This window comes from Microcoleus sp. A2-C3 (assembly GCF_036706065.1).
Classification (GTDB): domain Bacteria; phylum Cyanobacteriota; class Cyanobacteriia; order Cyanobacteriales; family Microcoleaceae; genus Microcoleus.
In genome coordinates, this window is record NZ_JAUBVX010000030.1 from 58,320 (window position 1) to 80,365 (window position 22,046).

General features: G+C 45.9%; 22 protein-coding genes and 1 pseudogene. 8 read left to right on the top strand and 15 right to left on the bottom strand.

The genetic code is table 11. From position 1 onward, the window contains the following. Window positions 1-118 precede the first annotated feature (118 nt). On the top strand, window positions 119-1,318 hold the full coding sequence (coaBC, locus tag QUB66_RS17645; protein ID WP_332968897.1) for a bifunctional phosphopantothenoylcysteine decarboxylase/phosphopantothenate--cysteine ligase CoaBC: 1,200 nt from the start codon (window positions 119-121) through the stop codon (window positions 1,316-1,318). Window positions 1,319-1,401: 83 nt separating this feature from the next. Here coaBC and QUB66_RS17650 read toward each other — a convergent pair whose 3' ends face one another. The 4 genes and pseudogenes from QUB66_RS17650 to QUB66_RS17665 form a co-directional block, all read right to left on the bottom strand. Then, window positions 1,402-1,788, bottom strand: a complete 387-nt coding sequence (locus tag QUB66_RS17650) for a helix-turn-helix domain-containing transcriptional regulator (RefSeq protein ID WP_332968874.1) — start codon at window positions 1,786-1,788, stop codon at window positions 1,402-1,404. Window positions 1,789-1,811: 23 nt separating this feature from the next. Continuing rightward, window positions 1,812-2,198, bottom strand: a complete 387-nt coding sequence (locus QUB66_RS17655; protein WP_332968876.1) for a helix-turn-helix domain-containing transcriptional regulator — start codon at window positions 2,196-2,198, stop codon at window positions 1,812-1,814. Beyond that, window positions 2,170-2,514 (bottom strand): type II toxin-antitoxin system RelE/ParE family toxin, encoded by a 345-nt coding sequence (locus QUB66_RS17660; RefSeq protein WP_332968877.1) that lies wholly within the window; start codon window positions 2,512-2,514, stop codon window positions 2,170-2,172. Before QUB66_RS17660 ends, QUB66_RS17655 begins: the two co-directional genes overlap by 29 nt. 59 nt (window positions 2,515-2,573) lie before the next feature. Continuing rightward, window positions 2,574-2,768: pseudogene (locus QUB66_RS17665) on the bottom strand (hypothetical protein); the annotation flags it as partial. Between the two features lie 147 nt (window positions 2,769-2,915). Between QUB66_RS17665 and QUB66_RS17670 the strand changes: the two are divergent. Continuing rightward, the gene (locus tag QUB66_RS17670) at window positions 2,916-3,386 is read left to right on the top strand and encodes a hypothetical protein (RefSeq protein ID WP_265239112.1); all 471 of its coding nucleotides are present in this window, start codon (window positions 2,916-2,918) and stop codon (window positions 3,384-3,386) included. Between the two features lie 82 nt (window positions 3,387-3,468). Here the strand turns inward: QUB66_RS17670 and QUB66_RS17675 are convergent, their stop codons facing one another. From QUB66_RS17675 to QUB66_RS17690, 4 genes are all read right to left on the bottom strand, one after another. Continuing rightward, window positions 3,469-3,804 carry a helix-turn-helix domain-containing transcriptional regulator gene (locus tag QUB66_RS17675; RefSeq protein WP_265239113.1) on the bottom strand — a complete coding sequence of 112 codons (336 nt, stop codon included), beginning with the start codon at window positions 3,802-3,804 and terminating at the stop codon, window positions 3,469-3,471. Further along, window positions 3,776-4,120, bottom strand: a complete 345-nt coding sequence (locus QUB66_RS17680; protein ID WP_265239114.1) for a type II toxin-antitoxin system RelE/ParE family toxin — start codon at window positions 4,118-4,120, stop codon at window positions 3,776-3,778. The genes QUB66_RS17675 and QUB66_RS17680 overlap by 29 nt, the downstream gene beginning before the upstream one ends. Before the next feature lie 78 nt (window positions 4,121-4,198). Further along, window positions 4,199-5,269 carry an aromatic ring-hydroxylating dioxygenase subunit alpha gene (locus QUB66_RS17685; protein ID WP_332968879.1) on the bottom strand — a complete coding sequence of 357 codons (1,071 nt, stop codon included), beginning with the start codon at window positions 5,267-5,269 and terminating at the stop codon, window positions 4,199-4,201. Beyond that, window positions 5,269-5,955 (bottom strand): class I SAM-dependent methyltransferase, encoded by a 687-nt coding sequence (locus QUB66_RS17690; protein ID WP_332968880.1) that lies wholly within the window; start codon window positions 5,953-5,955, stop codon window positions 5,269-5,271. The genes QUB66_RS17685 and QUB66_RS17690 overlap by 1 nt, the downstream gene beginning before the upstream one ends. Before the next feature lie 284 nt (window positions 5,956-6,239). Between QUB66_RS17690 and QUB66_RS17695 the strand changes: the two genes are divergently transcribed. Together QUB66_RS17695 and QUB66_RS17700 are read left to right on the top strand one after the other, a co-directional pair. Further along, window positions 6,240-7,175, top strand: a complete 936-nt coding sequence (locus QUB66_RS17695) for an NAD-dependent epimerase/dehydratase family protein (protein WP_332968883.1) — start codon at window positions 6,240-6,242, stop codon at window positions 7,173-7,175. Between the two features lie 347 nt (window positions 7,176-7,522). Further along, window positions 7,523-9,613, top strand: a complete 2,091-nt coding sequence (locus tag QUB66_RS17700) for a tetratricopeptide repeat protein (RefSeq protein ID WP_332968884.1) — start codon at window positions 7,523-7,525, stop codon at window positions 9,611-9,613. Between the two features lie 350 nt (window positions 9,614-9,963). On the opposite strand, the gene QUB66_RS17705 is transcribed toward QUB66_RS17700, so the two are convergent. Continuing rightward, window positions 9,964-10,701 carry a hypothetical protein gene (locus tag QUB66_RS17705; protein WP_332968886.1) on the bottom strand — a complete coding sequence of 246 codons (738 nt, stop codon included), beginning with the start codon at window positions 10,699-10,701 and terminating at the stop codon, window positions 9,964-9,966. After that, a complete protein-coding gene (locus QUB66_RS17710) occupies window positions 10,698-11,024 on the bottom strand; it encodes an MgPME-cyclase complex family protein (RefSeq protein WP_332968888.1) in 327 nt (108 codons plus the stop codon). Before QUB66_RS17710 ends, QUB66_RS17705 begins: the two co-directional genes overlap by 4 nt. 234 nt (window positions 11,025-11,258) lie before the next feature. Here QUB66_RS17710 and QUB66_RS17715 point away from each other — a divergent pair, with 234 nt between their 5' ends. Further along, on the top strand, window positions 11,259-11,384 hold the full coding sequence (locus tag QUB66_RS17715) for a hypothetical protein (protein ID WP_265239121.1): 126 nt from the start codon (window positions 11,259-11,261) through the stop codon (window positions 11,382-11,384). A 517-nt stretch (window positions 11,385-11,901) separates the two neighbouring features. Beyond that, a complete protein-coding gene (locus QUB66_RS17720; RefSeq protein WP_265239122.1) occupies window positions 11,902-13,116 on the top strand; it encodes a glycosyltransferase family 4 protein in 1,215 nt (404 codons plus the stop codon). A 156-nt stretch (window positions 13,117-13,272) separates the two neighbouring features. Here the strand turns inward: QUB66_RS17720 and QUB66_RS17725 are convergent, their stop codons facing one another. The 3 genes from QUB66_RS17725 to QUB66_RS17735 all read right to left on the bottom strand — a co-directional run bounded on the left by QUB66_RS17725 (window position 13,273) and on the right by QUB66_RS17735 (window position 16,781). Beyond that, a complete protein-coding gene (locus QUB66_RS17725) occupies window positions 13,273-14,181 on the bottom strand; it encodes an AAA family ATPase (RefSeq protein ID WP_332968890.1) in 909 nt (302 codons plus the stop codon). 237 nt (window positions 14,182-14,418) lie between these two features. Then, window positions 14,419-15,636, bottom strand: a complete 1,218-nt coding sequence (locus tag QUB66_RS17730) for a bifunctional riboflavin kinase/FAD synthetase (protein ID WP_265239124.1) — start codon at window positions 15,634-15,636, stop codon at window positions 14,419-14,421. A gap of 239 nt (window positions 15,637-15,875) precedes the next feature. After that, window positions 15,876-16,781, bottom strand: coding sequence for an MBL fold metallo-hydrolase (locus QUB66_RS17735; RefSeq protein WP_265239125.1), 906 nt, complete (start codon window positions 16,779-16,781; stop codon window positions 15,876-15,878). A 1,405-nt stretch (window positions 16,782-18,186) separates the two neighbouring features. On the opposite strand from QUB66_RS17735, the gene QUB66_RS17740 reads away from it, so the two are divergent. Then, window positions 18,187-19,116 (top strand): hypothetical protein, encoded by a 930-nt coding sequence (locus tag QUB66_RS17740; RefSeq protein WP_332968892.1) that lies wholly within the window; start codon window positions 18,187-18,189, stop codon window positions 19,114-19,116. On the opposite strand, the gene QUB66_RS17745 is transcribed toward QUB66_RS17740, so the two are convergent. Beyond that, window positions 19,084-19,698: a hypothetical protein gene (locus tag QUB66_RS17745; RefSeq protein ID WP_332968893.1), complete on the bottom strand. Its 615-nt coding sequence runs from the start codon at window positions 19,696-19,698 to the stop codon at window positions 19,084-19,086. The two genes, QUB66_RS17740 and QUB66_RS17745, sit on opposite strands and share 33 nt — an antisense overlap. 532 nt (window positions 19,699-20,230) lie before the next feature. Here QUB66_RS17745 and QUB66_RS17750 point away from each other — a divergent pair. Further along, window positions 20,231-21,136 carry an alpha/beta fold hydrolase gene (locus QUB66_RS17750; RefSeq protein WP_265239128.1) on the top strand — a complete coding sequence of 302 codons (906 nt, stop codon included), beginning with the start codon at window positions 20,231-20,233 and terminating at the stop codon, window positions 21,134-21,136. A 206-nt stretch (window positions 21,137-21,342) separates the two neighbouring features. On the opposite strand, the gene QUB66_RS17755 is transcribed toward QUB66_RS17750, so the two are convergent. Beyond that, window positions 21,343-21,867 carry a DUF4330 domain-containing protein gene (locus tag QUB66_RS17755; RefSeq protein WP_265239129.1) on the bottom strand — a complete coding sequence of 175 codons (525 nt, stop codon included), beginning with the start codon at window positions 21,865-21,867 and terminating at the stop codon, window positions 21,343-21,345. Window positions 21,868-22,046 lie beyond the last annotated feature (179 nt).

Consider the following 22,046-nt stretch of genomic DNA (forward strand, 5'->3'; position numbering starts at 1 on the left):
GCTTATTTCATAAATATTTGATTGATACCGAAACCGCAGATGCAAGGCAGATAAACACAGATAAACGCAGATAATTTCTAGAATTGAGAGCGAATGAATGCAATGCAAATCTAATGAGATGAAAGGCAGACGAATTTTAATCGGTGTTAGTGGCGGGATTGCGGCTTATAAAGTTTGCGAAGTAGTTTCAACTTTGGCGAAGGCTGGAGCTGATGTTAAAGTGATTGTTACTGATGCGGCTGGGGAGTTTGTAACGCCTTTAACTTTTGCTACTCTTTCCCGCCATCCGGCTTTTACGGACAAAGATTTTTGGCAAGCAAATCACGGCCGCCCGCTGCATATTCAACTGGGAGAATGGGCGGAAGTTTTTGTGATTGCTCCCCTGACTGCTAATACTTTGGCGAAGCTGGCGGGGGGTTTTGCTGATAATTTGCTTACAAATACTGTGTTAGCTTCTACTTGCCCGATTCTGCTGGCGCCGGCGATGAATACGGATATGTGGGAACAGCCTGCGGTGCAGCGGAATTGGCGGGAAGTGTTGGCGGATGGGCGCTATCATGCTGCGAATCCGGGGGCGGGAATGCTGGCGTGCGATCGCGCGGGTGTTGGCCGCATGGCAGAACCTGGTGAGATTTTGCCTCATATTGAGTCGCTTTTGTATACGAAGGGCGATCGAGATTTAGCGGGAAAACGGGTGTTAATCAGCGCGGGAGGAACGCGGGAACACTTAGATCCGGTGCGGTTTATCGGCAATCCTTCGACGGGAAAAATGGGCATAGCTTTGGCGCAAGCTGCACAGCATCGAGGGGCGACGGTGACGCTGGTACACAGTATAACTGGCGAATTACCGTGGTCAGGCGTGCGGGCGATCGCAGTTACGAGTGCACAAGAAATGCGGCAGGCGATGCTGGAATGCTTTCTGGATGCGGATTTGACGGTGATGGCGGCGGCGGTGGCGGATGTGAAACCGGCTGATTACAGCAGTGAGAAGTTGCCGAAGCGATCGCTCCCCAATTCTTTACCGTTAGCACCGGTAGCGGATATTGTGGCAGAGTTGGGGAACCTAAAACAGCCGCACCAAAAACTCGTTGGGTTTGCAGCACAAACTGGGGATATTGTCAAGCCTGCATTGGAGAAATTGCGGGCTAAGAAGCTGGATGCGATCGCGGCAAACCCGATCGATCAAATAGGTGCAGGTTTCGGCAGCAATACCAATCAAGCAATATTAATTAATGCCGCCGGCAAGCAAGTAGAAATAGCACCTTGCAGCAAACTAGAAATGGCTCACCGATTGTTAGATTTCGTGATGGAAGAATGAGGTTCGTAGTAAGGACTTTAGTCCTTATTGATTAAAGCCAAATAGAAAGGACTGAAGTCCTCACTACGAACCTAATAAACTTGTTATAAATTAGCAGGTTCGGGGCATAATTCTGATTCCACAAAAGTCGTTGATTCTGACTCAGCCGGCAACTCAATATCTGCGACAGTAATTTCTAGTTTAAATCCTAACGCTTCTAGCAATTCTACCAAACTATAAATTTCCGCACCTCCAGTTTCAGTCAGCATCTGATCAATTTTTTCATGATGCTCTTTTGCTAACTCCGAAATATCATTCATCCTGACGCGAGCCTCAATCACCTTTCTGATGGCATTTCTCAGGAGTGCGGGTTCAGGGTCTTTTTCTTCCAACATAGCCCCGATAAATCCAGCAGCGTGTTCAGCATCTTTGAGAGATTCAATGAGAGACTCATAATAGCTATCGCTCGTCGGCATTTTCATTTCTTTCATAGTCGGCTGAATACTGTAACTTGTTATAAATTAGCAGGTTCCGGGGATAATTCTAATTCCACAAAATCCGTTGATTCCGACTCAGCCGGCAACTCAATATCTGCGACAGTAATTTCTAGTTTAAATCCTAACGCTTCTAGCAATTCTACCAAACTATAGATTTCCGAACCTGCACTTTCAGTCAGCATCTTGTCGAGTTTTTCGTGATGCTGTTTTGCTGACGCCGAAAGAACATTCATCCTGACGCGAGCCTCAATCACCTTTCTGATGGCATTTCTCAGCAGTGCTGGTTCAGGATCTTTTTCTTCCAAAATAGCCCCGATGTAACCAGCAGCTTCTTCGGGATCTTTGAGAGATTCAATTAGGTACTCGCGGTAGCTATCACTTGTCGGTGCTTTCACGTCTTTCATAATCTTTCCAGTATGCTATGGCTTGTCGAATATCTTGTTCTTGAGTGCTTTTATCTCCGGCTACTAAGATGACCACAATTGTCAATCCAACTTGTCCGAAGTAGAGGCGGTAGCCTGGCCCATAATTAATTCTGAGTTCAAAAACTCCTTGTCCCACTGACTTGATATCTCCGAGATTACCTTCTTCAACTCGGTCAAGCCTAGATTTGATTCTAACTCTAACATTCCGATCGCGGAGGGAATCAAACCACTCCCCGAATGGAACTTTACCGTCTGGTGTCTTGTAACGTCGAATTTCCCTGGGTTGTACTTCCATAGTACAATTGTCAGCCCGACTTGTGCAAAGTAAAGCCGATATCCAGGGCCAAAGTCAATTTTGAGTTCAAAAACTCCTTCTCCGACGGACTTACAATCTCCTAGATTACCAGTCATGACTCGCTTAAGCCTTAACCGAATCTTGTTTTTGCCTGTGGTATCCCGGAGTGAGTTATACCAATCTTCAAAAGGATTTGTCCCATCTGCTCTCAGGTAGTTGCGAATTTCTCTCTCGTTGTACTTCCATGATTTTATCGTACTTGATTAACAATTTCTCTCGTAAGCGCGATCGACACCGCATTAAGTGGGCAAATAAATCATACTTAAGACAGAGGCATTCTACCAACAAAATAGTAAACCTTGTTTGAGGAAACAAAGTTTAAATCAAACAGGGGATTGTCAATGAATTTTAAATCGATCGCAAAAACCAATCTACTATTTGGAAGCCTGATAATTAGCCTCGGATTGCAAACACTTCCAGCCGCCGCAGCAGTCACCGACGCGCAAGTTTCCGCCCTCGTAGAAGCGCTGCGACAAGCCGCGCCGCCGCAAACCGCAAATGACGGAATGTACAGTCAGTGGCAAGTTTTACCCAACAATATTTCCCGCTGGGCAAAATTTTGTACCAAACAAGATTTAACACCGCAACAATTTGAAGCCGACGCGACAAAAGCCAAATCAATTGTTACCTGTATCGTGGGCGATTTGCTGCGCGACGAATACAAAGCTAGCAGCAACAATGAATTAACCGCTGTACGCCGCGCCGCTTGCTGGTGGATGACTGGGGAATCCGCAGCTTGCAAAAGTGGCGCAACTGCTACTTTTGCGGATAAGGTTGTCAGCGTTTACCAGCAGCAGCGGGCTAAAAAGTAAGGTTTTTGCTGCTAGATGAGTGATTTTTTTGACCGCTGATTAAGGCAGATTAGCGCAGATTAACGCAGATGTGCGATCGGTTTCATTCCCCGATCGCCAATTCATCTTCTTTTAAAATAACTCTTAGCCTAAATCCTAGCGCATCCAATAACGCGATCAAAGTGTAAATTTCATCAGCGCCACTTTCGGAAATAATTTTATCTAGTTTTTCGTGGTGCACCTTAGCTGGCTTTGAGAGATTGTTCGCCCGCAAACGCGCATCAATTACGTCTTGAAATTCCGCCCGCAGCAGTTGAGAATCCGGTGATTCCGCTTCTAAAGCCACACTCAGGTAAGCCGCAGCTTCGGCGGGGTTTTTTAGCGATTCAATTAGTGCATTTAGCCAGCTATCACTGGTTTGCGCTGTCACGTTGTTCATATTCTGCCCAATACTCCTTAGCCTTGAGAATGTCTCGATCTTGAGTGCTTTTATCGCCCCCGCAGAGGAGAAGCACAATTGTTAATCCGATTTGTCCGAAGTAGACGCGGTAGCCTGGGCCCCAGTCAATTCTCAGCTCAAAAACTCCTCCTCCTACTGAACGATAATCTCCCAGATTGCCAAGACTTACTCGTTTTAGCCTATTGTTAATTTTAGCTCTGGTATTGCGATCGTGCAGGGAATCGATCCACTCGGCAAAAGGAACTCTGCCATCACTTATAATATAACGCCTAATTTCCCTCGGTTGTACTTCCATGCTTTTAGTTAAATCTATATATTAGCCTGTGCAGGCTGGTTTGATTAGTCCCGCCACAGGTTTAAATCTGTGGCTGAATTACCCATTTTCCGCCTGACTTCTCATCAACTTCTGCACACTCCCCAACGCCCGATTTAATTCGTAACTCTTTCTTTCCGAATTCTGCAAAAAAGCCTGCTGTTCTTCTTCAATCATTAACACATCCTGCCGCACCAAACCATCTAATAATTTTTGAGCGGCACCGAATAAACTATCTTTGATAAACCTACGAAACCTAACAGGCAATTTGTGCAGCCGCCAAAACGCATTTAATGAGGTAAAATGAATTAAATAAGCGCGAGTTGCTGTCTCGCTTACCGGACAAACCAAGCAGTAAATCTTAAAGTCGCTTCCCAAAGTTGAAACCCAGTGCGGGTAAACGTAACTCACCTCTAGGGGCTCCGGGTGAAGTCGGCGCAGAGATTTAAAAAACAACTGGGAAATTGACCAAATTTTATCTATTTTGTAATAACTTTCTGCCTGATAGCGAGCTGTGACTTGATGCTCGTCTTCTACTAAAGTATCTAATACTGGATTTGCCCAAGCTTGCAAGTCTTCGTGCAAGTGTCCGTGGTACATATCCATTAAGTTTTCAATTAAAAATGAATAGTGTGCCTGACAGTCGATGACTGAAACTGTGGCAATATAATTGAGATGTTCCCACTCAGGCAAATCCAATAAATCTATTTTTTCGGCTTTGGTTTCGTCGCCGGGAAACAGCCAGATAAAACCGTTTTGTTCCTTGACTGGATAGGAGCCAATTTTGCAGTTAGGTAGCTTTTGATTTTCTGCTAAATAATCGACTTCGGCGCATTCTCCCCTTGCATTTAGTCGCCATCCGTGGTAAGCGCATTCGATTAAATCGCCTTTAATTTTGCCGTGGCTGAGTTTAACTTGTCGGTGCGGGCATCTGTCTTCTAAAGCGTTGATTTTTCCTGCACTGTCGCGGAAAAGCACGATCGCCCGATGCCACAATATCACAGGTAGTGGCTGACTCTGTACCTCTGTGCTGCGGGCGACTGCGTACCATTGCTCCAAATTAATGCTCAACTCGCGGATGTGACTATTTTTTTTCCGCGCAGATACTGATTTTATCCCGTTGTTTTGCATTACAGATTTTCCCAAATCACGCCCATAAAACAATCCAATTTTACAAAATAACAGCCGGGAAAGCAACGGCCGTAAATTTTTTTAAATCTCCCTTCTGACAAATACCTGTCGCTGGCTAAATGCTGCAACCAGCTTGGCGACAATCTAAATTTTAATAATCTTGAAGCATTGCGAAACCCGTATTTAGAACAGTCGGGCATAAAATCTCTCACTGCACCTATTATGTAGCCGAGTGTAGCAGGTGTTTCAACTTCAGATACATTATCTAAAAAGACGACTTTACCCTGCCGATTTAACAAATTTTTAATGACTGAGAGGGTGGCGGGGAGGTTGGGTATGTGGTGAAAAGTGGCAGCGCTAACTATTAAATCAAATTGGCGATCGATCGCTAATTGACTAGCATCCATTTGGATGTATTCGATATTGGGGGCTGAGCGTTTTTGACTGGCGATCTCTAGCATTTTTGCTGAGACATCGACGGCCACGACATTATCGTAATACTTGGCTAATTCAAAAGCCAAAATTCCCGAACCGCAGCCAATATCTAATGCTGCACCTTTGCTGTCAGATAGGTTTTTAATAAAGAAATCGTTCTGGCTTTGCAAGGTGGCAGCGAAATCATATTCTGTTGCAAAAATATCAAAGGCTACAGATTTATTGCAAATTTTTCGGTTACTTTTTAGCATTGATTTTTGCCTGAAATTCATTTTATATTTTAACCGCAAATGCACGCGGATAAACACCGATTATCAACAGTTTCCCCGGACATCGGAATTATATTTTTCCGAAGGCAGTGCGCTCAGGACTACAAACCAATTTGATCAATAGATCATTGCGAAAAAACAATAGTAGGTTGTAGATACTGTGTTTTTTTGTCCTTACCTATTTAATGGATTTTCAACTGTTAGCAAAGCAAGATACTCGCTTTATTGTAAGATATTTACACTAACTGTAAGGAGCATCGGAAATAATGCGAATTTTAATGATGGGCGGCACTCGGTTTATCGGGGTTTATCTTAGTAAAATTTTAGCAGCACAAGGGCATGAGGTGGTGTTGTTTAACCGGGGTAGTAAGCCTGTACCGGTTGCGGGGGTGAAACAGATTTTGGGCGATCGCACAAATGTCGAGCAATTGCAAGAAAAATTATCGGCGGTTGAGTTTGACGCGGTTTTTGACAACAACGGTCGGGAACTGAGCGATACAAAGCCTTTAGCTGAGATATTTAAGGGGCGGGTGCAGCACTTTGTTTACATGAGCTCTGCGGGGGTTTATTTGAAATCCGATCAAATGCCTCATATTGAAGGGGACGCTACTGATCCGAAAAGCCGACATTTGGGTAAGTGCGACACGGAAAATTATTTGGCCGAGTCCGGTTTGCCTTGGACTTCGATTCGCCCGACTTACATTTATGGCCCTCAAAATTATAACGATTTGGAGGCTTGGTTTTTCGATCGCATTGCGCGCGATCGCCCGATTCCGATTCCTGGTAACGGGATGCACTTCACGCAGTTAGGGCATTGTCAGGATTTGGCGATGGCAATGGCGGCGGTTTTGGGGAATGAAAGGGCGATCGGGCAAATTTATAACGTTTCGGGCGATCGATTTGTCACCTTTGACGGTTTAGTCCGCGCCTGCATCCAAGCTGCCGGCAAATCACCCGATGCTATTAAGATTGTACACTACGATCCGAAACAATTTGAATTTGGCAAAAAGAAAGCTTTCCCGATGAGATTGCAGCACTTTTTTGCCTCAGTTAATAAAGCTGTCACCGAGCTTAACTGGAAACCCGAATTCGACTTAGTTTCTGGATTGAAAGATTCTTTTCAGAATGATTATGTCGTTTCGGGAAGGGACAAAGCAGAGATAGATTTTTCAGTTGATGATGAGATTTTGAAGGCTGTTTAAAGTAAAATTAGACTTGCACACGCTAACCTCAGAAACCCGGTTTCTTCGTATATTTCTCGTTACTGTTCGTAAAACTCGTAGAAACCGGGTTTCTAGCCCATGCGTCTAAACCATGTTAAATAAAAGTAAGGTGCGCCCATAAGCACCCTACGCATCTGAACTTTCAAAGCAAAGATGATTCGCCGACGACTTTACCACTTGTCAGCAGAATCTACTGGTATTTTGACAGACTTTCTGCTGTAAAGCCGATCGCAAATTAGTTAAACTGAATCAAATGCAAAACCTCTCCCCCAACCCTTGTTTTACTCCGAAAGGGGAGAAAAACTCGGAAATATCAGGTAAATTTCATGCTTGGAATCACACTCGGCACACGCTACAGCATTATCCGTCACTTGGGAGGCGGCGGATTTGCTCAAACTTATTTAGCTGAAGATAAGCAACTACCAGGTAATCACCTTTGCGTCGTCAAGCAGCTTAAACCTCAAGCAACCGATCCAGAAACTCTACAAATAGCAAGACGTTTGTTCAATACGGAAGCACAGGTTTTGCACAAGTTGGGAAATCACGATCGCATTCCGCAACTTTTTGCTTACTTTGAAGAAAATCAAGAGTTTTATCTCGTTCAAGAATTTATCGAAGGCCATGATTTAAGTCAAGAAATCACGCCCGCTTCTCCGGGAAATGCCGGAGGGATGAAGGAAGATCAAGTTATTTGTATATTGCAAGAAATTCTGGAAATTTTAGATTTTGTCCACCAGCAAAATGTAATTCACCGTGATGTCAATCCCCGCAATATCCTGCGCCGAAATCGAGATCATAAGTTAGTGTTAATTGACTTCGGTGCAGTCAAGGAAATTACTACTCAAATTACTAATCCTCAGCCCAAGAATAGCTTGAGCGTGAGTATCGGTACTCCCGGTTATATGCCCAGCGAACAAGCTCACGGCAATCCCAAACTCAGCAGCGATATCTATGCCACAGGTGCGATCGCAATTCAATGCCTCACTGGCATAACTCCGCACCAAATGGCAAAAGATCCGAATACAGAGGAAATTATTTGGCAGGATAAAGCATCGGTTAGTCCTGAATTTGCGAAAATTTTAGATCGGATGGTAAAATACGATTTTAGGCAGCGTTATTCGAGTGCGGGCGAAACGCTGGAAGCTATTAAAGAATTGAAAAAATCTTTCAGCGGTACTGTTCCGGTATTGCCTCCAGTTGCTGCGAAAAAGCCGCACAAACCGCGCCGAAAACTGTATTTTAAAATCGGGACTATCGCCAGTTTGATTGGCATGAGTATTATAGCATCAATTTATGGTGTCAATACTTTTAATTCTGTCAATGCAACTGACTTGCATAACCGAGGGATTACTCTTTACAATTTAAGCAAATTTGAAGAAGCTCTGGCAGCTTACGATCGAGCAATAACTCTCCGGCCTGACTACGCGGAAGTTTGGCAGGAAAAAGCTAAAACTTTATATGAATTGAAAAAATATAAGGAGTCACAATCAGCCTATGATAAAGCAATAGAATTAAAGCCGGAATATTTGGAGGCTTGGACGGGACGTGGTTATGCTTTGGATAAGTTGCAACAGTCAAAGGAGGCGATCGCATCTTTTGACAATGCTTTGAAAATCCAGCCCGACTATCCCGCAGCCTGGGAAGGCAGAGGCGATGCTCTGTTAGACTCGCAGCGGTACGAAGAGGCGATCGCCTCCTACGAAAAAGCGGTACAATTTCAGCCTAATTTGTACCAGGCTTGGTACAATCGGGGGCAAGCTTACCAAAATTTAAAACAGTACGATCGCGCGGTAGAATCCTATCAACAAGCAGTTGAAATCAAATTCGACAATTCTGATGCTTGGTACAATTTAGGCAATGTTTTCCTAGAGTTGAACAAAAATCAAGAAGCTTTGGAAGCCTACGAAAAAGCCGTGCGGTTTCAGCCAAATTTTTATCAAGCCTGGTACAGTAAAGGCATCGCTTTGCTGAAAATGCGGAGGCATGAAGAAGCGGTAGAATCTTACGAAAAAGCTGTTAAATTAAAACCTGATTCTTCTCAAGCATGGTATAATTTAGGCTGGTCTTACCATGAATTACGCAAATACGAAGCAGCTATTGAGTGTTACAGCAAAGCCTTAGATTTGAACCCGAAAGAATCTCAAGCGTGGTACAATAAAGGTAATGCTCAGTACAATTTGCAGCGGTACGAAGATGCGATCGCCTCTTACAACGAAGCCGTCTATGTCAAGCCAGATTACTCGGAGGCGTGGTACAGCCGGGGTAATGCCCTGGTAGCGGTGAAAAGATTCGGAGATGCGATCGCCTCCTACGACAAAGCAATTCGCTACAAACCCGATTACGGAGCCGCAATCGAAGCAAAAAAACGGGCCGAAAGTCAGCCCGGAATCAGCCCACAGCCGCCCCAAAAACCGTAAATTGTTAATTAGGAAAACCGGGCGAATGGAATTCGCGTCGATACGAGAAAACTGGGCGAATGGAATTCGCGTCTATACAAACAAAACCCGCCGACGCGGGTTGAAGAAAACCGGGCGAATGGAATTCGCGTCGATACAAACAAAACCCGCCGACGCGGGTTGAAGAATTGACCGTGAAAATTACGTTATTTTCTTTAGTCCGCGCACCATCCGGACATCGTTTGTGTAGATGCGGTTTCAACCGTACGTCCGATCTCGGACATCGTTTGTGTAGGCGCGAATTCCATTCGCCGTCTGCATCTCGGACATCGTTTAAATAGACGCGGTTTTAACCGTAATCTGATCTACTTTTACCTAACAGCAGGACTAATTACAGTGACACGGCGACTGTCTACCAACATCGGCCAAAAACCTCGATCGCTCAATGCTTTTACCGCCGCCGTAGCAGCGTTTTGATCCGTTGTATAAGCGACGAATAAAAAGGGACGTTGGCCGTAGGAAGCTAAGCCTACTTGCGTACCTAATGCTTGCTTGACTTGGGCGGCTAATTCCGGTTGATTGAAGTAATCTACTAACACGGCGTAACCGGGGCCAAGGGCTTGGGGATTGAACGCAAGATTGCCCGTCTGGGGATTGGCGATTGGTTCTGAACCTGGTGCGGGCTGGGGGTTGTAGACTGGCAGATTTTGGGGTAATGATGCTGCGGGCGATCGAACTACATAAGCTTGCAATCCCACAATATCTTTGATGTATTTAACCCAATCGCTAGCAATTTGCGAGTCGCGAAAGCCACCAACTCGCGTCACCGTATCGTTGATGTACCGACACACTGTATTATCAGTATTTCCGGGAAAAGAGCGTTTTGCTCTTTCTTGCTGTTCCGGTGTTTTGGTGACAATTAACAGTAGATATTCGTCGGACAGTGGCGGTTCGCAGCTCGACTGAGCGTTAACAGAACTCGATAAAATTGTCAAGGTCAAAAGAGCGATCGTCGTAGCAGAAAATAGGGGAAGAGAGACAAAAATTTTGTACAATTTCCCCGTTATTTTTCCTAGCTTGGCTGTAGATTCTTTTGCTAGTTGATTCATGCTGTCTGTAGCGATGCGAGGGCATCGGGAATATTTGCTGACGGTGCTTGAAACTCACCTGTCAGTACATATTCTAATCGGAGTTTCAACCAGGTAATGAAAACAGGATCGATGGAAATAATGGCTGCTGCCGGTTGAGGGCATTTTGCTTTTACTTCTGCCATTGTCGGCGCTTCTAAAAAAGCTGGTTGTTTGACCAACCAGAAGTCTATTTGTTTTTCTTGTTCGTTGTAATTGCGATTTCTTTCTTTAAACACTTCATCAAGGGCTTCTTCTTCTAGCAAAAAGCGTTGGCTGGCTAAAACGTAGTAGTAGGTTTGCATTTTTGTCGGTTGTTAGGGGTTAGCAGTTAACGGTTAATGTCGCCTCTACTGGCGATTTTTGCTTGGGTAGGGGCGGTTTGCCGAGTTGTGGCAGTTTGAGAGTTCTAAACTCTTGTGCCGTTTACTTTACCTTATTTGCTGCCATCTTGGTAGATGTAGAGCAAGTTGTGTCTGAAAAATGATTGATGTGAGGGGTTGCGGGAGTTGAGGAGATTTTTTTTATGGCGGTTGATTTTGTCTAAAATTGTAGGAAATGCGCGGGCGTTGACTTCTGGGGAGGAAGTGCCGGCGGATGTGGGGGAAATTGTCGATCGCATTCGGGAACTTCTCCCCAGCAGATTTTCCAGAAACAATTACTGATTTGCAAAATAAATACCCAAATTTGTGAAATATGCCGGGAAAAATTGGTTGAGTTTACGGCGGTGTCATTAAGGTTAAGCAGTATGTATTTGAAGATGGTAAACTGCCAGATATAGCCTTTATCAAAAATATGAGGTACAGGTTGAGATACTTCTGCTTTGCTCAGTACAAGTTGTAAATTCTTCGACTTCGCGGAGGTTGACAAATCTTTTGACAATCTGCAAATATTCAAACAGCAACTAAATAGTTGACCAGAAAGAATTGGTTTAAAGCCTCTCTCTTCTAGGGAGAAATTAAAAGAAGACTATTCCTTACTCCAATCCTCTTCCTGACCGGGAGAGGTCGCTATCAACTGTCAACTGTCAACTGTCAACTGTCAACTGAAATAAACATCTAAAATTTTGCCTCAAGCTTTCATGAATTGGACTTTTGAAAAAAAAACGGATATTCCGATCGCCCCGCACATCCATAAAGCTAGACTAATCTAGAGCTTTACCATAAAAATTTCTCCCCCTTCATGAACATCGCCTACCTAGTCAACCAATACCCCAAAGTCAGCCACAGCTTCGTCCGCAGAGAACTCCTAGCCGTCGAAACTTGCGGCATCAAAGTCGGGCGTTACTCCATCAGATCCTGCGAATCAGAACTCGTAGACGGCGCAGACAAACAAGAACAAGAACTCACCAAAGTCATCCTAGGAGTTGGCGTACAGGGCTTAGCATGGGGTTTACTCCGCACTGCCGCAACTAGACCAATTCGATTCCTCCAAGCTTTGCGCTTAATGTTCAAAGTGGGCTTACACTCAGAACGCGGGATTTTGCTGCATCTAGCTTATTTAGCAGAAGCTTGCATTCTTTTAAATTGGTTTGCAGAATCCGGTACAACTCACGTTCATGCTCACTTCGGTACAAATTCCACAACTGTTGCAATGTTATGTCGCGTGCTGGGCGGCCCTACTTACAGTTTCACGGTTCACGGCCCTGAAGAATTTGATAAAGCTACACTTCTTTCCTTAGATGAAAAAATTAAACGATCGACCTTTGTAGCAGCAGTTAGTTCCTTCGGCAAAAGTCAGCTTTTTCGGTGGTGCGATCGCACTTATTGGTCAAAAATCCACGTCATACACTGCGGCGTCGATGCAGCATTTTTAGCTCACCCCCACATCCCCATACCCGCAGCACCCCGCTTAGTTTGTGTCGGCAGGCTCAGCGAACAAAAAGGTCATTTGCTACTGCTAGAAGCCGCCAGCAAGCTAGCAGTTGAAGGCTTGGAGTTTAAATTGGTATTTGTCGGAGACGGCCCGCTACGGGCTGAAATTGAACAGCAGATTGCACAACTCGGCCTGCAAAATTATATAGAAATTACCGGCTGGGCTAGTGGCGATCGAGTTCAGCAAGAAATTTTAGCTTCCCGCGCAATGGTATTGCCGAGTTTTGCCGAAGGTTTACCCGTCGTAATTATGGAAGCCCTCGCTCTCAATCGACCTGTAATTAGCACTTATGTTGCTGGTATCCCGGAACTCGTAGAACCCGGTGTTTGCGGTTGGTTAGTTCCTCCCGGTTCCGTACAAGCATTAGCTGTGGCGATGCGCGCGGCATTGGAAGCACCTTTAGAAAAGCTAGAAGAAATGGGGAAAACAGGAGCAGAACGGGTAGCGAAACAACACAATGTGGATTTAGAAGCAAAAAAATTAGTAGCGCTGTTTCAAGGATCTATTGAACAATCATTATAAGATAAGAAGACCGGGCGGTTGAAACCGCGTCGATAAAGACAAAACCCGCCTCCGCGGGCTGAAGACAAAGGCGGTTAAAACCGCCGTCTTCTCTTTAGTCCGCGGAGGCGGACATTGTTTGTGTAGACGCGGTTTCAACCGCCGATTCCAAGCTTTTTAAGGAATAGGAACAGATCTCAACAACTTATCAACAATCGTCTTCGCCCTCCTTCCCCCCGCCGGAATCAACCGATGAGAAAGTACGTGCGGTGCTAATTCCTTCACATCATCCGGGGTAACATAATCCCGCCCCGAAATAAACGCCAAAGCCTGAGATGCCCGGTGCAAAGATACCGCACCACGGGGACTCACGCCCAGAGTAATCTCTTCATCCTCGCGAGTCGATCGCACCAAATCAACAATATACTGCTTCAAAGAACCTTCCACCTTCACACCAGCGCACAAACGGCGCAATTCCTGCACCTCTTCCAAAGAAATACAAGGCTGCAAATCCTCAACTGTAAAAGTATCAGAAAGCCGTTCCAACATTTGCAACTCTTCCAGCGCAGCCGGATAGCCCAAAGTCAAAGACAACGTAAACCGATCCATCTGCGCTTCCGGTAGCGGAAAAGTGCCTTGATATTCGATCGGGTTTTGAGTCGCAATCACAAAAAACGGCGCTGGAACATTCCGAGAAACTCCATCTACCGTCACCTGCTTTTCTTCCATCACTTCCAGCAAAGCTGATTGAGTTCGCGGTGTCGCCCGATTAATTTCATCCGCCAGCAAAACATTAGCAAAAACTGGGCCGGGCAAAAACTCAAACTTGCCGCTGCTAGGATTCCAAATATTAGTACCCGTGATATCGGTTGGTAACAAATCGGGAGTACACTGAATCCGCTGAAACTTCCCATCGATCGATCGCGCCAAAGACTTCGCCAGCAGCGTTTTTCCGACACCAGGTACATCTTCCAGCAGCGCGTGTCCGCCGGAAAGCACGGCTACTAGCACCAAGCGAATAGCATCCGCTTTGCCGACAATAGTTTTGCCTAGATTTTGTTTGAGCCGCTCAATATGTTCTCTCATATCCCTGATTTTTAATTGTTAATTGCTAGTTGTTCAATTGCTTGTTCTTTTATTCCTAGTTCTTCTCAGCTAGGACTTCGTTTGTGTAGTAGCGATTTCAATCGCCCAAGCAAAACTGTACACAATGAATTGATAATTAGGACGGGCTAGAAGCCCATCCCACAATTATTTTCCTTGTGGGATGGGCTTCTAGCCCGTCCGAAAATTGGATTAAAAGGACTTTGGCAATCTTGTCTATTAACCATTAGCAGCTAACACCTTTCTAGCAACATCACAATCTGCCTGAATTTGATTTTTTAGAGCATCCAGAGAAGCGAATTTTTGTTCTGGTCGCAAAAATTCTATCAAACTTGCACTCAAGGTTTGACCGTACAAATCTCCAGACCAATCTAACAGGTGAACTTCTACAGTTAGTTGTAGACCGTCTACCGTTGGGCGGCGGCCAACATTCATCACCCCATTTATGAATGATACATTTGATGATCGATCGGGAATTAGAGATTTGGGATTTTCCCACTTATAGGAAGAACTTTCATCTTTGATGATTCCGCCTCCATCCTTGACCGAGACTCGCACCGCGTACACGCCAAAACAGGGCAAAAATTTTTCCGGTGGTAGTTCGATATTAGCAGTCGGAAATCCGATCGTCCTCCCCAGCCGCTGTCCGCCAACTACAGTCCCGACTAAACTGTAGGGTCTCCCTAGTAACTTATTCGCTTTTCTGAGGTCGCCGGATGCCAGACCTTCGCGGATGGCGGAACTGCTGATCCGATCGCCCTCAGCGCAATTGTGCAGGGGTATCAGCGCAACATCAATACCATAGCTAGAGGCGATCGACTGCAAATCCACAGCCGTCCCAGCGCGTCCCCGTCCGAACCTAAAATCAACCCCCACACTAATTCGACTCGCTTGCAGTTGTCGCACCAGAATTTCCTCGACAAACTCAGCAGCAGTCAAAGCCGCCAATTCTCGATCAAACGGCAGCAGGACAAGTTGCTCAACACCCATTGCTGCGAGCAATTCTACCTTTTCTGCCAGAGGCGTCAGCAGTTTTTTGGGTTGACCTGTAAAAAATTCTTGCGGGTGGGGATTGAATGTCACCACAGTAGCGTAAAGCCGATCGCCCGCAGCAGAATTATGACCAGAGAGGCTGTTGCCCTCGGCTTTTGTCTGCGCGATGGAACCATCAAAATTCAGGCGGTTGTCGGATCTCTCAAGCAGTGCTGCTGAGTCGTTGTCCCATGTCGCCGGATGTTCGCCCACAAAATTTTCATCTGTGCCAGCCTGTGAGTGCCAGCTTTGATCCGTTTGAGAAACCGTCGCAGAACTTGACCCAGGCGATCGATTTAAAATTGGCTGCACAACTTGTCGATGCCCTAGGTGCAAACCATCAAAGTTTCCCAAGGCAACGGAAGTTGGAGTCAGAGCAGCGGTAGAAGAAGAAGTTATCCACACGCTTAAGATTTTGACACACTTAGCCAGATTGCGATCGCCAGTCGATTTTAGATTTTAGATTTTAGATTTTAGATTTGACTCCACAGAATCGATCTGGGAGTTAGAACTTCGATCTAAACTTTTTGGTTCTCTACAACTTAAGCCGGGGCTTGTATCCGTCTTTGAGTGAGGTCAGCCTTAGCTTTAATTGGAGATTTCAGGCCTCAAGATTTCAGAACCATCTGGCAATCTCAAATCCATCAAACAGGCACTTTAGGCGCTTCCACCGACTGTTCAGACAAATCCTTGTTATGAGGAGGCAGCAACTGTAACGACAAACCTTCCCGCGCCATCAAACTGTTCGGGAACCTTTGAGCCACTTGCTCTCCCACCTTGTCTAAAAACTCGTCATTGTGCAGCGGGTCGTGGTGAAAAATCACCAACTTTTTGACATTAGCAGCCTTTGCCACCTTCACGGCTTCCTGCCAAGTCGAATGTCCCCAACCAACCCTGCTAGACTTTTCCGAATAATACTCCTCATCCGTATAAGTAGCATCGTAGATCAGCACCTCAGCATCGCGAGCCAAATACAGCACATTTTCGTCCAAACGATCGGGAAAGTGTTCGGTATCAGTCACGTAAGCAGCCGCATATCCCCGCCAGTTGACGCGGTACCCCATAGCTTCTCCGGGATGGTTCAACAAAGCAGTTTCCACCTTGATCTCTCCGATTTCCAGCGGTTTGCCCACTTCGATATCGTTAAATTTCAGGTCTGCCCCCATAATTTGCAGGGGCACCGGAAAATTGGGGTGCAGCATCTGGTCGTTGAGCCGCTGCTGGATAGTAGCCTTATTCGGAGCAACAGCCCCATAGATGTGAAAACAATTGCCCTTGACAAAAGCTGGGACAAAAAATGGGAATCCTTGAATGTGATCCCAGTGGGAGTGAGTAAAAAACATATGAGCTTCTACGGGCATCTGCGACAGGAGAGTTTGTCCCAAAACCCGCAATCCAGTACCGCCATCGAAAATTAGGCGGCTGTCACCCACTCGCATTTCTATACAGGGTGTATTGCCCCCGTAACGTACTGTTTCAGCTCCGGGAGACGCTATGCTACCTCTAACGCCCCAGAAGTGAACCGTAAATTGGTTTTGCATACTAGACATGGGTTTTCCTGCAAGATTGTTCCGGCGAGCCATCGATAAGATATTTACATATTAGTAAGGGCTTGTGCGATCAAACCCAAGCTTTTTGACGGTCGAGTTCCCCACTTGTGAGAATTGCCAAGAGTCTCGCTTCCCAGAAAATGCAAAACTGTTGGGCTTGATAACTGAGGAATAAATTACAAGTTGACTGATCAAGTCTCGATCGTAACTATTCTTTTTCTGTCTTCACTAGCCTAACCCCTGTAGACACACTTTGGGGTAGCAGTTTTACCTGATTCTCATCTGGCAGCCACTGTTTTCGGGCTTCTGCACTTCCCGATCGCCCCAGCACGGTTGGTTATTGGTGCTGTTGCTTGATATCTAGTCCGGTCGATCGACCGTAATATCCAGTCCCTGGGCGCGTTTAGGCCAATATTTGGCAGATATTGCCGATCGAGCGTGACTGCGAGTCCCTACAATAATTACAGTTAATTTTAACGGACTTGAGACCATCGGCCCATCAAACCCCTGCCCCAAGTGTGAGGGACTGCTGTTAATTTAACGAACCTCATCAGTCAAGTTGATTTCCAGAGGATTATTCGGCAGGCGATGCCGCCATCCTTGGAACTATTGCTGTCTGCTGCCGATTGACTGGAACTTTTGCCCGATCGCTCCCTCAAATAAACAGGAAATACTGTGCGGTCGTACTCGATCGAGGTCGTGCCAACTTAATGCCCTACCTGAAAAAATTATAGCTGATGGCAACGCATCTATTTGTTGGCAACGCTCAACTCCAAATCAACTTTTGTTCTAGTTTGGGAGGGCGATCGACATTTTATTCAAAAATCTTAGCAGATGAGGCTGGGTTCACTGCTTGATAGCGATCTGGACGGACAGCAGCAGGTGCTGGTAACAGCATCCAAACAGTATTATTTGATTAATCGCAGGATCACTCCTCAACTGTAGCCCCGCGATCCCAACCACGATCGCAGTCAGTTATTCCCAATTTTGCAATTCTTTAATCTAAAATCGAAAATGGTATGACACCGGGGGGCGCGAGATCCCCGACTCTTGGCAAAAGGCTAAATTTTCGTCGTGCAGTTTTCGGCGGATGAATTCCAGCACTCAAAATACCCGAAATTTCTGAAATTTTCAATTTTTGTGTTTTTTGCCTGTACCCAACTCCGATCGCCTTTGCTCTCAAGAATCAGTCAGAAATATTCGCGCGCTACCTGTCGTGCTTTTCCCAACTATCTTCAATCACTCTTTTTGAGGCAATTATTTCTCAGGATTCGACGCATTTGTGGTACTCACCACGAGTTGGAATTTGTGGTATTATAAAGTCTCACACTCTTGTTTAGAAAAAATCAAAATCTGTGCAAAAGAAGCCTGAATAACTTAAAGTTATTTGTGAAAAAAAGTAAGTATGAATCAATTTAAAAAAACTACAGACAAGCTGAATCAAATGGTAGTGAAAGATTCCGATCGCACTTGGGAACTCGGTCAGCGACGATCCATCGACTTGTCCTTAGAAATGACTGATGCTGGAGCTTTAAGGACATTTAGTCGAGAGGATCGCCCGCAGGAAATCCCCAGAACTGCCGAAAAAAAGCGCCGGAGGGTTGATGGCAAGACCGATCGAACTCGATCGCCTGTGGTTTCTAGCGCCTTTCTCAAGTGGCTGCTAGCGCGTTTGAGTCGATCGAAAGGTGGGCTGGCGGCTTTTGCTTTTACCTTGGCAGCAGTTTGGGGGTGGTGGAACAGTCAGTTATTGTTTTCGACAGGCCTGGGAATCGCAGCGATGATGATGGTTTACCGAGGACAGTCGGGGGAATGGCAATTGCTGCGATCTAAAGCCGAGCAATTTTGGGAGGGCCCGAACCGCCGGTTGGTTTTAGCGGTGGCTGCCGGCGGGATTGCTACTTTGGGGGCTTACATGAGTTTGGCGATTTGGGAAGACTCCCAGAGCCACTGGATGGCTTTGAGCCTGATTTTGCAAAATTTTGGCACGATCGCGATTGCAGGGCTGTTGCTGCGCCAAGCGCTGAGTCTGGGCGCCTCAAAAAAAGATGAAGCAGCGATCGATCGCATCTTCGCAGATTTGACTGATGCTGACCCCGTGAAGCGTTTGATTGCAGTGCGACAAATGACTGATTTGGTGAATCAGGGTGGGTTTCACCGTGTGACTTCTGTCAAAAGTTCGAGCACTCGTTCCCGCGCTGCTGAGTGCTTTCGCCTGATGCTGAGTCGGGAACCCGAAGCTTTAGTCCGCAATGCCCTTCTGGAAGGTTTGCAGACTTGGGACGATACTTATGGAATTGTTTTAGAATCCAAAAATAAAGTCATCGACTATTAGCTGACCGTCAAAAGCATAAAAACTAATGCGATGAATGTTCGGGGCTTTGACGCGCAGGGGTGTGTTAGGGGCGATCGGAGAATTAGACCCTGCCAGATTCGGCGCCGGCATTTCATCCTGAACTATCAGGTTGCCGTTGATGTCGGAAGCAGATAAAACCGTTCGCCGCGAACTGGTGACAAGTCCTGCAACGCTACGGACTGGATACTTGAAAGTTACTTCTATCAGTCCGCTTTTTGGGGCTCCCATTAACACTGTTGACCCAGAAACTGTGAGAAATGCTGGGTTTGAAGGTTGGATGGCGACGGCATTGCTAAAAGTCACTCCCCAATGGGCAAACTGCTGTTCTACTACTTCAAAGCATTTCAAGTCTTCTAATGCTAGGCGAACCATTGCCGGTGCGCTGACGCGCGATCGCGCATCTAACCCTGCGCCCGATCGTTCTGGAGTGGCGACAAATGACTGTTTGCCGTTTAAATCCATGCTTCTACAGGCAGTATCAAATTCTGCAAACCCGTCAGCTAGAAGACTTTTTGCATCAACCATAAAACCCTCGCGATCCCGTTTCCTAAGCAGTTGCATTTTTTGTAGATCTCCCTGATATTAGTTGTTTATTGTGTTTTGGCATTTAGAACGGCGAGACTCGCGATTGCCTTGCCCTGCAATCAGAGGTATCGAAAACCCATCGCCCGCCTTCCCACAAAAACCTTCGACCTTAAAAGGCACTGTTCCGTAAAATATGGTGATTAATTATTCGTGATTGGCTGTCGGCTGTAAAACCTGCCTTGCTTAAAAGCGATATCTAATACTCCTGCTTTCCGAGTGCCTGCTTTCGGGGTCGGCGAACCGACTTTTTTGTGTTGAGGGGTCTCACCCATCATTTTGTTATTATCTCCGATCGGGAGTAGTTTGCAAGGGTGAGGATAACTGCACAGCCGAAGCGCGCCAATCACAAAACTTAGTTGCTGTCTGTAGTTTCAGGTTTCACTTGTACTAAAATAGATTGAAATCAATACTGAATCTTTACAAAAACGACGCCAGCTTTGCAATTTTTTTAAATAAAGACCAGGCGGCGGACTAAAATCTAAAATCTAATAGCGATTGAGGCTTATTTATGCTTGTTCCTCTCGGCTTCGGTCAGCGATCGATAGTTACTTCTCTCGGCAGAATGGTATATTACACTGCCGAAAAAATGCCTTGGATCGGATTGCCGAACTCAAATTCGGCAAATCTACCGAATTTGGTATTTTTTCACGGTTTTGGGGGCGGATCGAGTGCCTACGAATGGTCGAAAGTTTATCCGGCTTTTGCAGCGGAATATCGAGTCTTAGCACCGGATTTAATCGGTTGGGGGCGATCGGAACATCCGCCAAGAAATTATCAGGTTGAGGATTATATCACAACTTTGATTGAATTTATAGAAAAAACTTGCGGCAGTCCGACGGATGTGATAGCTTCTTCGCTGACGGGGGCGATCGTGATTCGAGCTGCGATCGCCCGCCCGGATCTGTTCAAATCCCTTATTTTGACAATTCCCAGCGGTTTATCGGACTTCGGACAGGATTACGGCAGCAGTTTCTTCGCGAAGCTAGTCAACACGCCGATTTTAGACCGATTGCTCTACAGTACGGGCATCGCCACAGACGGGGGTATTCGCAGCTTTTTAGAACAACGCCAATTTGCCGATTCCCGTCGAGTTTACCAAGAAATTGTCGATGCTTATCTTGAATCTGCTTTGGAACCAAATGCAGAATATGCGGCCTTGTCTTTTGTGCGGGGAGATTTGTGTTTTGATTTGTCGCTGTACATCACTCAGCTAACAACGCCGACTGCGATTATTTGGGGTGACAAATCTCAGTTTACTAGCCCGGAGATTGGCCAGCGGTTGGCTAATCTCAACCCGGAAGCAATCAAAGTTTTTCAAACTCTGGAAAATGTGGGTTTGACTCCGCAGTTGGAAGTTCCGGCTGTGACTATTGGTTTAATTCGGCAGTATTTAAGGTTGCTTTCGGAAGGGTAAAGAAGTTCGGCAGCGGATTCTGTAGCGGATGTAACGGATGCAGGTGAGGCAACGGATTTTTTAACGAATTTAACGGATTGATCTTGAAGTCAGAAGTCAAAAGTCAGAGGGAAGAAGGAAGATTAATTCCCAATTCCCAATTCCCAATGTCAACTGTCAACTGACAACTGACAACTGTCAACTGTCAACTGTCAACTGTCAACTGACTATTCTTTGACTCGCACGTCGATGACGCTAGCATTGAAAATGTATTTTTTGCCTTCAAGTTCTAGGGTAGTGCCAATTTTGACTTTGGTATTTCCTAAAACTGGGCCGTTTTCAGTCAGTTGACCTTTTCCCTCTAGGGTAAACATCATATTTCTGCTGAAGGATTCTTCTTCTCTGGGATCGGGTAGAGCTTTGAGACTGCCGTTGGGCTGGGGAACTGCTAGGGTTCTGGTGATAGTTTTGACGGATTTGATCGTAATCTGACCGGAGGGCTGGTTGCGGATCACTACGTTGATTTTATCGCCGGCTTTGAACAATTCTGGAAAGTTGGTGCCTTTGAGTCCGATCGCAATTGCATCGATCTCTACAGGTTTGATGCTAGCGCCGACTTGGGCGACGGAACCGCCGGAAGTGCCGGGAAAGAAGAAGATGCCGACTGCAACTAGCAGTACAATCATCGCGGCACCTACGTCTAGAATGCTGAGTTTACCGAACAACCGGCCTTGAGAATCCAAAATTTTCATAAATCGCTTAATTGACTGACAGCGACAGGAGTATCTGTACAAGCCAAAAGATATTACCACAACGATCGCCCAAAATCCGCAGGACTTGGAGAGTGGCGGAGTGGGGGAGATGGGGAGATGGGGAGATGGGGAGATGGGGAGATGGGGAGATGGGGAGATGGGGAGATGGGGAGATGGGG